Genomic DNA, 12750 nt, shown 5'->3' on the forward strand with positions numbered 1-12750 from the left:
TCTTTATAGGCTTGGGAGAGGTTTACGCCAACAGTTCGTTAGCGGTCTCGACTACGTTTTCAACCGTGAAGCCGAACATCTTGAACAGCTCGCCCGCTGGTGCAGATTCGCCGAACGTCGTCATACCAATGATACGACCATCGAAGCCCACGTACTTGTACCAGAAGTCAGCAATGCCGGCTTCCACTGCAATACGAGCGGTTACGTCTGAAGGCAGTACTGATTCGCGGTAAGCAGCGTCTTGCTTGTCGAATGCATCCGTTGAAGGCATAGAGACTACGCGTACTTTCTTGCCTGCTGCTGTCAGTTGCGCTGCGGCTTCAATGGTTAACTCTACTTCAGAGCCCGTTGCAATCAAGATAAGCTCTGGCTTGCCATCGCTGTCTTTCAGGATGTAGCCACCTTTTGCGATATCAGCCACTTGTGCGGCGTCACGCTCTTGCTGCGCTAGGTTTTGACGAGAGAAGATAAGCGATGTTGGACCGTCTCTGCGCTCAATCGCCAGTTTCCAAGCCACTGCCGATTCCACTTGGTCACATGGACGCCATGTGCTCATGTTTGGCGTTAGGCGTAGAGAGGCGATTTGCTCAACCGGTTGGTGAGTCGGACCGTCTTCACCCAAGCCGATAGAATCGTGCGTGTACACCTGAATGTTCTGCACTTTCATCAGTGCTGCCATGCGCATCGCGTTACGTGCGTATTCCATGAACATGAGGAACGTTGCGCCGTATGGTACGAAACCACCGTGCAGAGCAATGCCGTTCATGATGGCTGTCATACCGAACTCACGCACACCGTAGTGGATGTAGTTACCGGACGCGTCTTCCGCCGTCAGTGATTGAGAGCCAGACCACATGGTCAGGTTTGAAGGCGCAAGGTCAGCCGAGCCACCCATAAATTCAGGCAAGATAGCACCGAACGCTTCCAACGCGTTTTGCGACGCTTTACGTGACGCAATGTTAGCTGGGTTAGCTTGAAGATCTGCAATGATTTGGCTTGCTTTCGCTTCCCATTCTGCAGGCAGTTCGTTGTTTACTCGACGTTTGAACTCGGCGGCAAGCTCTGGATATGCTGCTTCATAAGCTGCAAATTTCTCGTTCCACGCTGCTTCCTTAGCTGCGCCTGCTTCTTTCGCAGACCACTCTGCGTAAACTTCCTGCGGAATTTCAAAAGGACCGTGCTCCCAACCTAAAAACTCACGTGCTGCTGCAATTTCTTCATGACCCAATGGCGCGCCGTGACAGTCGTGTGAACCCGACTTGTTTGGCGAACCGAAACCGATGATGGTTTTGGTACAGATAAGGGTTGGACGTGGGTCCGCTTTCGCCGCTTCAATCGCTGCGTTAATCGCATCCGCATCGTGACCGTCTACTGCAGGAATGACATGCCAGCCGTACGCTTCAAAACGCTTAGGTGTGTCGTCTGAGAACCAGCCTTCCACTTCACCGTCGATAGAGATGCCGTTGTCATCCCAGAACGCAATCAGCTTGCCAAGACCCAGCGTACCCGCAAGAGAACATGCCTCGTGCGAGATACCTTCCATCAGACAGCCATCACCCATGAAGGCGTAAGTGAAGTGGTCAACGATGTCGTGACCGTCTTTGTTGAACTGCGCCGCTAGAGATTTCTCAGCCAGAGCCATGCCCACTGCGTTAGTGATGCCTTGACCAAGCGGACCTGTCGTGGTCTCGATGCCCGGTGCGTAACCGTACTCAGGGTGACCTGGTGTTTTTGAATGCAGTTGACGGAAGTTCTTCAACTCTTCGATTGGCAAATCGTAACCCGCAAGGTGCAACAAAGAGTAAATCAGCATAGAGCCGTGACCGTTAGATAAAACGAAACGGTCGCGGTCTGCCCACTCAGGGTTGGTTGGGTTGTGGTTTAGGTGAGAGCGCCACAGTACTTCGGCGATATCAGCCATACCCATTGGTGCACCTGGGTGACCAGAGTTAGCAGCTTGAACACCATCCATGCTAAGGGCACGAATTGCATTAGCTAGCTCTTTGTTTGAAAGAAGGTTACGAGAAGACATGTCTGCTCCTGAATGCATTAAGCGAATTGAAAGAGAAATTGTGAGCGCGTATTGTCGCAAAGCGCAATAGGTGCTGCAATCGATTTACCTACCATTTCGTGACATTTGCTACCCTTTTACTACATTGCGCGTGAACATCTGCGAAATCACAGCAACTTGCGCAATCGGTTGGTTATGAGATATGTACAAAATTTGCTTGAATTCTATCAATTCGAAATTAGAATAGACGTCTAGATGTAGAAACACCTACAAAATTTAATGTATTTAAGCGAGATGGATTTGAATAATCGGTCTCTTAAACTTTTTAAAGAGTGGAGCTATCATGGCAAAGCACCTATTCACTTCTGAATCAGTTTCAGAAGGTCACCCAGATAAAATTGCAGACCAAATTTCTGATGCTGTACTTGATGCGATTCTAGAACAAGATCCAAAAGCTCGTGTAGCGTGTGAAACTTATGTAAAAACTGGCATGGTAATGGTCGGTGGTGAAATCACTACTTCAGCTTGGGTTGATATCGAAGAGTTGACTCGCCAAACCGTTCGAGAAATCGGATACGTGCACTCTGACATGGGCTTTGATGCCGATTCTTGTGCAGTACTGAACACCATCGGTAAACAATCCCCAGACATCAACCAAGGTGTCGATAAAACGGATCCTAAAGAGCAAGGCGCAGGCGACCAAGGCATTATGTTTGGTTACGCGACAAATGAAACTGATGTGTTCATGCCAGCTCCAATCACATACTCACATTTACTGGTTCAGAAGCAGGCCGAAGTCCGCAAAAACGGCAGCCTTCCATGGTTGCGACCTGATGCGAAATCTCAGGTAACCTTCCAGTACGATCAAGGCAAAATTGTTGGTATCGATGCGGTCGTTTTATCTACTCAGCATTGTGATTCTATTTCTACACCAGACCTGCGTGAAGCAGTAATGGAAGAAATCATTAAACCTGTTTTGCCTTCTGAATGGCTGAACAAAGAAACCAACTTCTTCATCAACCCAACCGGTCGTTTTGTGATCGGCGGTCCAATGGGTGATTGTGGTTTGACTGGTCGTAAGATCATTGTTGATACCTACGGTGGTGCAGCTCGTCACGGCGGCGGCGCATTCTCAGGTAAAGATCCATCAAAAGTAGACCGTAGTGCAGCATACGCGGCACGTTATGTTGCGAAAAACATCGTAGCAGCAGGTTTGGCTGATCGCTGTGAGATTCAGCTTTCATATGCTATCGGTGTTGCTGACCCAACATCTATCATGGTGGAAACGTTCGGTACTGAAAAAGTGCCACATAACATCATCATTGAAGCGGTTCGTCAGAACTTCGACCTACGCCCATACGGGCTTCAAGAAATGCTGAACTTACTTCAGCCTATCTATAAGAAGACTGCGGCTTACGGTCACTTTGGTCGTGAAGAATTCCCTTGGGAAGCAACAGACAAAGCGATTCTACTACGCGAATTCGCTGGTCTGTAAGATAAAATATTCAAACTGGAGCCCTCGCAATGCGAGGGCTTTTTGTTACATAAAATTTACATTAAGATCATTTTTTAAACATTAAAGGTTGTTTTTTCGCTGGGTGATGACATAGTTAATAGTAAGAAAAGTGTGGGTATTATATTTTTGTCATCACGGTTCACCCACTTATTCAAAGGATTTTGTTATTTTCCGCCCCTTAAGGTTTTGTCGTACTTGAGCCGGTTAATAACTGTGAGATGCAAAATGCATTCGTGACAAGGGGTTGGGTTCACGAACTCATTCTGCATCGAATTAGGGGAAACTGCCCATCAGTGGTAGTTGAATGCACTCATTCAGGAGGATTTATGCCTCGTACACTCAATCCAGATAACGTGTCTGATAAGAAAGACAATGTCATCCCAGATTCTGAATACGCCAAAACCATACCTTGTAATAAAGTCGGTATCACTGAGCCTTTTCAATGGCTTGCAATGGCCGTTCACGACCTAATGAGAACACCACTTATCAGCGCTTTTTACGGTTTATGCTTTACCGCGGCCGCGATAGGGGTTGTCGGCTTAGTATACTGGCAAGGAACTCACCTTGTTGTTTTGCCAAGCTTAATTGTTTATATGCTCATCGGTCCTTTCCTTGCACTTGGGCTGTATGATGCCGCTTGGGAGCTCGAGAAAGGTCATAAACCTCGGTTAATGCATTCAATACATGCTATTGGGAGAAATTCCGTCTCTCAGTGGGGGTTTGCCCTCATGCTCAGTATTGCCATGATATTCTGGATGCGGATCGCAGCCTTATTACACGCTTTATACCCTTCCGTCGAAGGGGCACCTATTTCTGAGTTCTTACCGTTTCTTGTTATCGGCTCCTTAATAGGGATTGTACTTTCTACTATTATTTTCTGTATATCCGTCTTCTCTATTCCAATGATGATGGAACGCAGAGTCGATATTATGACCGCCATCTTTACAAGCTTTAACGCGGTAAAATCAAACATCCCAGCAATGATTGTCTGGGCTGCAATTATTTGCGGTGGTTTGATTATCGGTTTTGCCACTTTCGGACTTGGAATGATGGTCGTAATGCCAATATTGGGTTATGGAACATGGCACGGCTACGAAGCGACAATTCAACGTCGACATCATTAACAAATTAGCAGATTTAAGTACAATAACAGCCTCAATCCAGAGGCTGTTATCTTATGCAAGACCCGACAACACACTACGCGATCGAACAAATCATCAAACAGTGCATCAAAAAAGCAGAACGCGTGTTTCAAAAGAAATTTGTACAGCCTACATGGAACTTTAATGTCAGGGGTAAGGCTGCTGGAAAGGCGTACCTACAACAATGGGAGATCCGCCTCAACCCCGCTTTATTTAAAGAGAATAAGTTAGCCTTTCTACAAGAAGTTATCCCACACGAAGTCGCACATCTGATTACCTACCAATACTTTGGTCGAGTCAAACCTCACGGTAAAGAATGGCAATATGTCATGGAATCCGTTTTAGGTATCCCGGCAAAAACAACACATAGCTTTGACGTAACAGGGGTTCAAGGAAAAACATTCGAGTACCAATGTGGTTGCCAAGTTCACCCATTATCTATCCGTCGACACAATAAGGTTCTGAGGGGAGAAACCAGTTATCGCTGTAAAGCCTGTCAGCACGACCTCAAATTTACAGGCACTCAATTGTCTTAAGTTTGTTAATTTCCTTTATATCTATAGATAAAAATATCACGTAGTTGCTAGACTCAAGTTATTAATAATCTTAATTATCAATAACTATGCGTCCACTATATTATTTCCTTGTATTGGCTCTCTTCAGTGCCGCTACCATTGCTGCCCCGCCCTCTTCGTTTTCAAAAGCCAAAAGAGAGGCAGTTAAGATTTACGCAGATCATCCAATTAGCTTTTACTGCGGATGTGATATTGAGTGGAAGGGGAAAAAAGGCGTTCCTGATCTAAAAGGGTGCGGTTATGAAGTGCGAAAACAACTAAAACGCGCTTCTCGAATTGAATGGGAACACGTAGTACCTGCGTGGCAATTTGGTCATCAGCGACAATGCTGGCAAACAGGCGGAAGAAAGAACTGCACTAAAAAAGACAAAGTATTTCGCTCAATGGAGGCTGATCTTCACAATCTGACTCCGACCATCGGTGAAGTTAATGGCGATCGTTCCAATTACAACTTTAGCCAATGGAATGGCGTCGATGGCGCGACCTATGGTCAATGTGAAGTGCAGGTCAACTTCAAACAAAGAAGGGTTATGCCACCCGATCGCGCCAAAGGATCTATCGCGCGCACATACCTTTACATGAGTAAAGAGTATGGATTTCGCCTTTCTAAGCAACAAACCAATTTAATGAAAGCGTGGAATAAGCAATTCCCAGTCGGTGAATGGGAATGCACGCGTGATGAGCGCATATATAAGGTACAAGGTAACCACAATACTTTTGTTTACGAAGCCTGCCAAAACCGTTCCTAAGAACTCTTCCAGTCTATAGGGGCGCTAGCCCCTTGTTTTTTCCTCTTCACGCATCCATGTTAGTCACTAAATATGTGTCATGCAGGAAACAAAAAAACATGCGAATCCCTCGAATTTATCACCCCGAAACCATCAATGAACTCGGCTTGGTGAAATTAAGCGATGATGCAGCTGGTCATATAGGCAGAGCGCTGCGCATGAAAGAAGGGCAAAATGTGTTGTTGTTTGATGGCAGCAATGCTGAATTTCCTGCAATCATTTCAGAAGTCAGTAAAAAAAATGTCACAGTAGATGTTCTAGAGCGTGTCGAAACCAGTATTGAATCGCCGTTAAACATTCATCTAGGACAAGTTGTCTCTCGTGGTGAAAAAATGGAATTCACCATTCAGAAATCCGTTGAATTGGGTGTAAATACCATAACCCCTTTGATTTCTGAACGATGTGGCGTAAAACTGGACACCAAACGATTCGAAAAAAAGCTGGCACAATGGCAGAAAATAGCCATCAGTGCATGTGAACAATGTGGGCGCAATACCATTCCAGAAATTCGTCCCATCATGCAGCTTGAACAATGGTGTGCCGAGCAAAGCGACGCTCTGAAATTGAATTTACACCCAAGAGCCCAATACTCAATCAATACCTTACCAACACCTATTACAAGAGTAAGATTATTGATAGGTCCTGAAGGCGGATTGTCTGCAGAAGAAATCCGCATGACAGAAGAGTACCAATTTGAAGAAACGTTGCTTGGTCCTAGAGTATTACGGACAGAAACCGCAGCGTTAACCGCTATTACTGCATTACAAGTTCGCTTTGGCGACCTTGGATAAACGGAGATATTCGAATGATAAAAGTCGGCATCGTAATGGATCCCATTGCATCGATTAACATCAAAAAAGATTCTAGCTTTGCAATGATGTTAGAAGCTCAGCGTCGTGGTTGGGAAATCCACTATATGGAGATGAACGACCTCCACTTAGATCAAGGCACCCCTATTGCTGACACGAAAGTGGTTACTCTGAAAGAAGATCCTTCTGGTTGGTATGAATTCCAATCAGAGCAAACGATCGAACTTTCAGAACTTGATGCCGTTTTGATGAGAAAAGATCCTCCGTTTGACACAGAGTACATCTACGCAACGTACATTCTTGAGCGAGCGGAAGAAAAAGGGACGCTGATCGTCAACAAGCCACAAAGCCTACGTGACTGTAACGAAAAGCTATTTACTGCTTGGTTCCCAGAACTGACTCCAACTACCATCGTTACTCGCAAAGCGGAAAAAATCCGTGAATTTCAAGCCAAACATGGTGATGTGATCCTTAAGCCATTAGATGGTATGGGTGGCGCTTCTATTTTCAGAGTGAAGCAAGGCGATCCTAATGTCTCGGTAATCATCGAAACGCTGACAAACCACGGGCAGAATTACGCCATGGCGCAAACTTTTGTACCGGATATCAGCAACGGTGATAAACGTATTTTGGTGGTGGATGGGGAGCCAATGCCTTATTGCTTAGCGCGTATTCCTGCAGAAGGTGAAACCCGAGGTAACCTTGCCGCAGGTGGTACTGGCGTGGCAAGACCATTAAGTGAAACAGATTTACAGATAGCACACGCTGTAGCTCCTACACTTAAGGAAAAAGGGCTTATATTTGTGGGCTTGGACGTTATTGGTGACAAGCTAACTGAAATTAACGTCACCAGCCCAACTTGCATTCGCGAAATCGAAGCGGCATTCGATATATCTATCACTGGTAAGTTGATGGATGCGATAGAGCGAAGAGTCAAAAATAACTAAGGGCTGTTGACCCTAAGCTCGACACTGGAGATGTTATGAACTTAGCGAATCATTTTCTTGTTGCCATGCCCGGCATGCAAGACCCGTTGTTTAAGCGCACCGTTGTTTACATATGTGATCATAGTGATGATGGCGCTATGGGTATTATTATTAATGCTCCCATTGATATCTCCGTTGGCGGCATGCTCAAGCAAGTCGAAGTGCAACCTGTTCACCCACAGCTCAATACCGACAGTTTAGAGAAGCCAGTATTGAACGGTGGACCGGTAGCAGAAGATCGGGGGTTCATTCTTCATGAACCCAAAGATCATTACCAGTCAAGTATCCAGATGACACAATCCATTGCGGTCACGACATCAAAGGATATTTTGAGCGTACTCGGTACAGAAGCAGAACCGGATCACTATGTTGTAGCACTAGGCTATTCGGGTTGGGAAGCGGGTCAACTTGAAAGTGAATTGGCGGACAATTCGTGGTTAACGATTGAAGCCGATCCTAGTGTAATTTTTCAAACACCCATCCATGAACGATGGAAGAAAGCCGTTCAAATGCTTGGAATCGACGCAAGCCAGCTATCGTCGCAAATTGGGCATGCATAAAGAGGCGGTTTTCGCCTCTAATAAAACGAAACACATTGAGACATTCATGACTTCACGCACCATCATGGCCTTTGATTTTGGCACCAAAAGTATTGGCAGTGCCATCGGGCAAGAAATAACGGGCACAGCCAGCCCACTAAAAGCATTTAAAGCCAACGATGGCATCCCAAACTGGGACGCCATAGAAAAGCAAATTAAAGAGTGGCAACCCAATCTACTGGTTGTGGGCTTACCAACCGACCTACATGGGCGTGATTTAGAAACCATTACACCCAGAGCTAAGAAATTTGCGAATCGGTTATTCGGGCGCTTTGGAGTGCCTGTGGAACTGCATGATGAAAGGCTTTCTACCACAGAAGCGCGCTCAGAGCTTTTTTCCATGGGTGGCTACAAAGCCTTGAGCAAAGGAAACGTAGATTGCCAATCTGCCGTTGTTATCCTAGAAAGTTGGTTCGAGGCACAGTGGGCTAGCTAATTTAAGCTTAAAAAGACTAGATTTGGTGTAGCGACAAATAAAAAAGGGAAGACATCATCGTCTTCCCTTTATTCTTTCATTCTACTTTTCAAAGGCATCAATTCATATCGATCTTCACACCGTCCAATGCGCCACCAGAGAAATCGTCTCCACGGTTGGTTTTCAGCATTAGTCTTAAATCGTTTGCCGAATCGGCGCTGTGCATGGCGTCTTGCTCTGTAATCTTGTCGCCAACCACCAGCTCGTACAAACACTGATCGAAGGTTTTCATACCCGATTCATTCGATTTCGACATCGTCGCTTTTAGCTCATGCAATTCTCCGCGACGAATAAGATCAGATACCCTTGGCGTATTCAATAAGATCTCAAACACCCCATGACGCCCTTTACCGCTCTTATCCCGGATCAATTGCTGAGCGATCACTCCTCGGAGGTTCATGGAGAGATCGAATAGGAATTGCTCTTTTTGCTCTTTAGGCACTAAATGAAGAATTCGCTCTAGTGCTTGGTTGGCGTTATTGGCGTGCAGAGTCGCCATACACAAGTGCCCAGTCTCAGCAAATGTCATGGCGTATTGCATGGTCTCTCGTGAACGAATTTCACCAATCAAGATCATATCTGGCGCTTGACGAAGCGAGTTCTTCAACGCAATTTCATAAGAATCGGTATCCAGCCCAACTTCACGTTGTGTGATGATGCACTTGTTGTGCTCGTGAACAAATTCAATAGGATCCTCAACCGTCAGAATGTGCCCTGTTCGGTTTTGATTACGAAAGCCTGTCATGGCTGCCATGGTGGTTGATTTACCTGAACCTGTAGCACCAACCACCAGCACCAAACCACGTTTAGCAATAGACAAGTCTTGTAAGATATCGGGTAATCGAAGATCCTCAAAGGTAGGTATTTGAGTTTCAATTCGGCGTATTACCGCTCCTGGTAATTCACGCTGGAAAAAAGCACTGACCCTAAAGCGACCCACATCGCGAACAATCGCGAAGTTGGACTCTTTATTTTTACGGTAATCGCCTCGTCGCTCTTCATCCATCATGCTATCGAGCAGGGAAAAGGCTTGTGTTTCCGTCAACACTTCTCCCAATGGCTGCAATTCGCCATGGACTCGCAGCAAAACAGGTGCACCAACGGTAATGTAGATATCTGAGGCTTTCTGAGCCACCATTTCAGATAAGACTTGATTCAGTTCCATAGTGTCACCTAAAAGCCGAAGGAGTCTGATTCAAGCTTGGCGCGGACTTCATCTGCATCTACCACACCTTGTGCAATCAGCTGCTTTGCGTGTTGCTCTGTCGTTTGCATTCCCATCGCCCCGCCCGTTTGGATCACGGAATACATTTGAGCGACTTTGTCTTCACGGATAAGGTTGCGAATCGCAGGTGTCGCTAACATGATTTCGTGACACGCAGCTCGGCCACCACCCAAACGCTTCAACAACTTTTGCGAAATCACCGCACGTAATGATTCAGAAAGCATAGAACGCACCATGTCTTTATCGGTACCCGGGAACACATCAATGATTCGGTCGACGGTTTTCGCCGCGCTACTGGTGTGCAAGGTGCCAAATACGAGGTGTCCGGTTTCCGCCGCCGTCAATGCCAAGCTAATGGTTTCTTTATCACGGAGCTCGCCCACAAGAATCACATCCGGATCTTCACGCAGTGCGCTTCGAAGTGCCGCATTAAAGCTGTGTGTATCGCGGTGTACTTCACGCTGGTTGATCAAACATTTATTGCTCTGGTGTACGAATTCGATCGGGTCTTCAATCGTCAAAATGTGTTTGTTATGGTTGCGATTGATATTGTCGACCATGGCTGCCAGTGTGGTTGACTTACCTGAACCTGTTGGTCCTGTTACCAGAACAAGCCCTTTCTCATAATTGGAAATTTGAGTAAAGATATCTGGGGCATCAAGTTGCTCCAAGCTAGGTACTTCAGTAGGAATCGTACGGAACACCGCAGAACTGCCACGGGATTGGTTAAACGCATTGACACGAAAACGCCCGACATTTGGCAGCTCGAAGGAAAAGTCGGTTTCCAGCTTTTCTTCAAACTCTGCTCGTTGCGCATCGTTCATGATTTCAAAGACCAGTCGATGAACATCGGCGTGTGTAAAAGCAGGGACACCTAACTTACGTACATCGCCATCTACACGCACCATTGGAGGAACTCCAGCAGAAAGATGTAGATCTGATGCATTATGCTTTACACTAAAATCCAGTAACTCAGCGATATCCATAAAAATCCTTAATTAAGTCAATTATGTGTAGTATTCAACAAAACATTCAGCAGATCACCGCACAAATTCGCAGTCTTGAAGAAAAGTGTGGTAGAGCTTCAGGCTCGGTGCAACTTTTAGCCGTAAGTAAAACAAAACCCAATGCAGCCATTGCCGACGCGCTTAAAGCTGGTCAGGTGGCATTTGGGGAGAACTACGTTCAAGAAGGTGTTGATAAAGTTCAGTATTTTGCTGAACACTATAGCGACAATGCCATTGAATGGCACTTTATTGGACCGATACAGTCCAACAAAACTCGACCTATAGCAGAAAATTTTGCATGGGTGCATTCAGTCGACAGAGCGAAGATCGCACAGCGTCTCAATGATCAACGCCCGGCAGACCTACCAGCATTAAACGTGCTGATTCAAGTCAATACCAGCGGCGAAGCATCAAAGTCTGGCATCAACGAAGCGGAACTGTTTGAACTGGCTGCATTGATAAATGACTTACCCAACCTCACATTAAAAGGGTTGATGTCAATTCCTGCGAACGTAAGCAGTCATGAGTCTCAGTTAACCGCGTTTAACCAACTTGCAGCTCTAAAAGACAAACTGGCAGAGAAGTACCCAGAAGTTGACATGCTATCGATGGGTATGAGCGGTGACATGGAAGCAGCTGTAGAAGCAGGCAGCACCATGGTGAGAATCGGAACGGCGATTTTCGGTGCTCGAGATTACAGTAACAAGCAATAACAGAATTTAAGTGATCAGAAGATAACGTCTGCTCGCGAATTTACATTTAGGATCTTTTGAACATGGAACACAAAAGTATTGCGTTCATTGGTGCGGGTAACATGGCTCGCTCCATTATTGCTGGCTTGGTTGTCAGTGGCTACCCTTCAGCACTCATTACTGCCACGGGGCGAACAGAGTCTAAACTTGTCGCACTGGAAGACCAATACAAAGTCAACACCACGACCGACAATTTTGCCGCAACTCAAAATGCCGATGTCGTCGTTTTGGCAGTGAAACCTCAGATGATGGCTGACGTGTGCACAAAGCTTCAAAGCATCGATTATAGTGGCAAACTTGTCATCTCCATTGCTGCTGGTATTTCTGCAGTAAGGCTTGAAGAAATGCTGAACGCAAAGCTGAACTTAGTTCGAGTTATGCCTAACACGCCTTCTCTCGTAGGAAAAGGAATGAGTGGACTTTTTGCACTACCCTCAGTATCAGAAGAGAACAAGACATTCGCCTTTGATCTCATGGGGTCGGTTGGCGAAGCTTGCTGGGTTGAAACGGAATCTGGCATAAACAGCATCATCGCTGCTGCTGGTAGTGCACCCGCGTACTTTTTCTTGTTTATGGAAGCCATGCAAGCGGAAGCAATAGCGCAAGGGTTTGATAAAGACACCGCGAGATTACTGGTACAACAATCTGCAATAGGTGCGGCACAAATGGTGGTAGCCAACCCGAATATTGAACTGGGTACATTGCGTGAACAAGTCACCTCAAAAGGTGGAACCACTGCTGAAGCCCTACGCACATTTAACGAACACCAATTGACTGATATTGTCTCCAAAGCGATGAAAGCTGCTGTAGCTCGCGCAGAAGAGATGGAAAAACAACTCTAACATCTGATTTCTAAAATAAGGGT

General features: G+C 46.0%; 13 protein-coding genes. 10 read left to right on the top strand and 3 right to left on the bottom strand.

Annotated elements, in window-relative coordinates:
* Nucleotides 1–22: 22 nt before the first annotated feature.
* Nucleotides 23–2032, bottom strand: a complete 2010-nt coding sequence (tkt, locus tag LDO37_RS16355) for a transketolase (protein WP_224055260.1) — start codon at nt 2030–2032, stop codon at nt 23–25.
* 322 nt (nt 2033–2354) lie between these two features.
* Here tkt and metK point away from each other — a divergent pair, with 322 nt between their 5' ends.
* From metK to ruvX, 8 genes are all read left to right on the top strand, one after another.
* Complete coding sequence (metK, locus tag LDO37_RS16360; RefSeq protein WP_126608618.1) at nt 2355–3506, top strand: methionine adenosyltransferase; 1152 nt, start codon at nt 2355–2357, stop codon at nt 3504–3506.
* Nucleotides 3507–3853: 347 nt separating this feature from the next.
* A complete protein-coding gene (locus LDO37_RS16365) occupies nt 3854–4651 on the top strand; it encodes a DUF2189 domain-containing protein (protein ID WP_126608176.1) in 798 nt (265 codons plus the stop codon).
* Nucleotides 4652–4704: 53 nt separating this feature from the next.
* The gene (locus tag LDO37_RS16370; protein WP_126608177.1) at nt 4705–5205 is read left to right on the top strand and encodes a SprT family zinc-dependent metalloprotease; all 501 of its coding nucleotides are present in this window, start codon (nt 4705–4707) and stop codon (nt 5203–5205) included.
* A gap of 86 nt (nt 5206–5291) precedes the next feature.
* The gene (locus LDO37_RS16375) at nt 5292–5993 is read left to right on the top strand and encodes an endonuclease (protein ID WP_126608178.1); all 702 of its coding nucleotides are present in this window, start codon (nt 5292–5294) and stop codon (nt 5991–5993) included.
* Nucleotides 5994–6091: 98 nt separating this feature from the next.
* Nucleotides 6092–6823: a 16S rRNA (uracil(1498)-N(3))-methyltransferase gene (gene rsmE, locus LDO37_RS16380; RefSeq protein ID WP_126608179.1), complete on the top strand. Its 732-nt coding sequence runs from the start codon at nt 6092–6094 to the stop codon at nt 6821–6823.
* 14 nt (nt 6824–6837) lie between these two features.
* Nucleotides 6838–7788: a glutathione synthase gene (gshB, locus tag LDO37_RS16385; RefSeq protein ID WP_101112561.1), complete on the top strand. Its 951-nt coding sequence runs from the start codon at nt 6838–6840 to the stop codon at nt 7786–7788.
* Between the two features lie 35 nt (nt 7789–7823).
* Nucleotides 7824–8387, top strand: coding sequence for a YqgE/AlgH family protein (locus LDO37_RS16390; RefSeq protein WP_101112562.1), 564 nt, complete (start codon nt 7824–7826; stop codon nt 8385–8387).
* Between the two features lie 46 nt (nt 8388–8433).
* The gene (gene ruvX, locus LDO37_RS16395; protein WP_101112582.1) at nt 8434–8862 is read left to right on the top strand and encodes a Holliday junction resolvase RuvX; all 429 of its coding nucleotides are present in this window, start codon (nt 8434–8436) and stop codon (nt 8860–8862) included.
* A 97-nt stretch (nt 8863–8959) separates the two neighbouring features.
* On the opposite strand, the gene LDO37_RS16400 is transcribed toward ruvX, so the two are convergent.
* Nucleotides 8960–10066: a PilT/PilU family type 4a pilus ATPase gene (locus LDO37_RS16400; RefSeq protein ID WP_126608180.1), complete on the bottom strand. Its 1107-nt coding sequence runs from the start codon at nt 10064–10066 to the stop codon at nt 8960–8962.
* 8 nt (nt 10067–10074) lie between these two features.
* Nucleotides 10075–11112 (bottom strand): type IV pilus twitching motility protein PilT, encoded by a 1038-nt coding sequence (locus LDO37_RS16405; protein WP_101112564.1) that lies wholly within the window; start codon nt 11110–11112, stop codon nt 10075–10077.
* Between the two features lie 23 nt (nt 11113–11135).
* Here LDO37_RS16405 and LDO37_RS16410 point away from each other — a divergent pair, with 23 nt between their 5' ends.
* Nucleotides 11136–11846 (top strand): YggS family pyridoxal phosphate-dependent enzyme, encoded by a 711-nt coding sequence (locus LDO37_RS16410; protein ID WP_126608181.1) that lies wholly within the window; start codon nt 11136–11138, stop codon nt 11844–11846.
* Between the two features lie 62 nt (nt 11847–11908).
* The gene (proC, locus tag LDO37_RS16415; protein WP_126608182.1) at nt 11909–12727 is read left to right on the top strand and encodes a pyrroline-5-carboxylate reductase; all 819 of its coding nucleotides are present in this window, start codon (nt 11909–11911) and stop codon (nt 12725–12727) included.
* Nucleotides 12728–12750: the final 23 nt, after the last annotated feature.

This window comes from Vibrio penaeicida, assembly GCF_019977755.1.
Classification (GTDB): domain Bacteria; phylum Pseudomonadota; class Gammaproteobacteria; order Enterobacterales; family Vibrionaceae; genus Vibrio; species Vibrio penaeicida.

Coding starts and splice junctions, on each gene's coding strand:
- tkt (WP_224055260.1), bottom strand. CDS start 2,032: ATGTCTTCTCGTAACCTTCTTTCAAACAAAGAGCTAGCTAATGCAATT.
- metK (WP_126608618.1), top strand. CDS start 2,355: ATGGCAAAGCACCTATTCACTTCTGAATCAGTTTCAGAAGGTCACCCA.
- LDO37_RS16365 (WP_126608176.1), top strand. CDS start 3,854: ATGCCTCGTACACTCAATCCAGATAACGTGTCTGATAAGAAAGACAAT.
- LDO37_RS16370 (WP_126608177.1), top strand. CDS start 4,705: ATGCAAGACCCGACAACACACTACGCGATCGAACAAATCATCAAACAG.
- LDO37_RS16375 (WP_126608178.1), top strand. CDS start 5,292: ATGCGTCCACTATATTATTTCCTTGTATTGGCTCTCTTCAGTGCCGCT.
- rsmE (WP_126608179.1), top strand. CDS start 6,092: ATGCGAATCCCTCGAATTTATCACCCCGAAACCATCAATGAACTCGGC.
- gshB (WP_101112561.1), top strand. CDS start 6,838: ATGATAAAAGTCGGCATCGTAATGGATCCCATTGCATCGATTAACATC.
- LDO37_RS16390 (WP_101112562.1), top strand. CDS start 7,824: ATGAACTTAGCGAATCATTTTCTTGTTGCCATGCCCGGCATGCAAGAC.
- ruvX (WP_101112582.1), top strand. CDS start 8,434: ATGACTTCACGCACCATCATGGCCTTTGATTTTGGCACCAAAAGTATT.
- LDO37_RS16400 (WP_126608180.1), bottom strand. CDS start 10,066: ATGGAACTGAATCAAGTCTTATCTGAAATGGTGGCTCAGAAAGCCTCA.
- LDO37_RS16405 (WP_101112564.1), bottom strand. CDS start 11,112: ATGGATATCGCTGAGTTACTGGATTTTAGTGTAAAGCATAATGCATCA.
- LDO37_RS16410 (WP_126608181.1), top strand. CDS start 11,136: ATGTGTAGTATTCAACAAAACATTCAGCAGATCACCGCACAAATTCGC.
- proC (WP_126608182.1), top strand. CDS start 11,909: ATGGAACACAAAAGTATTGCGTTCATTGGTGCGGGTAACATGGCTCGC.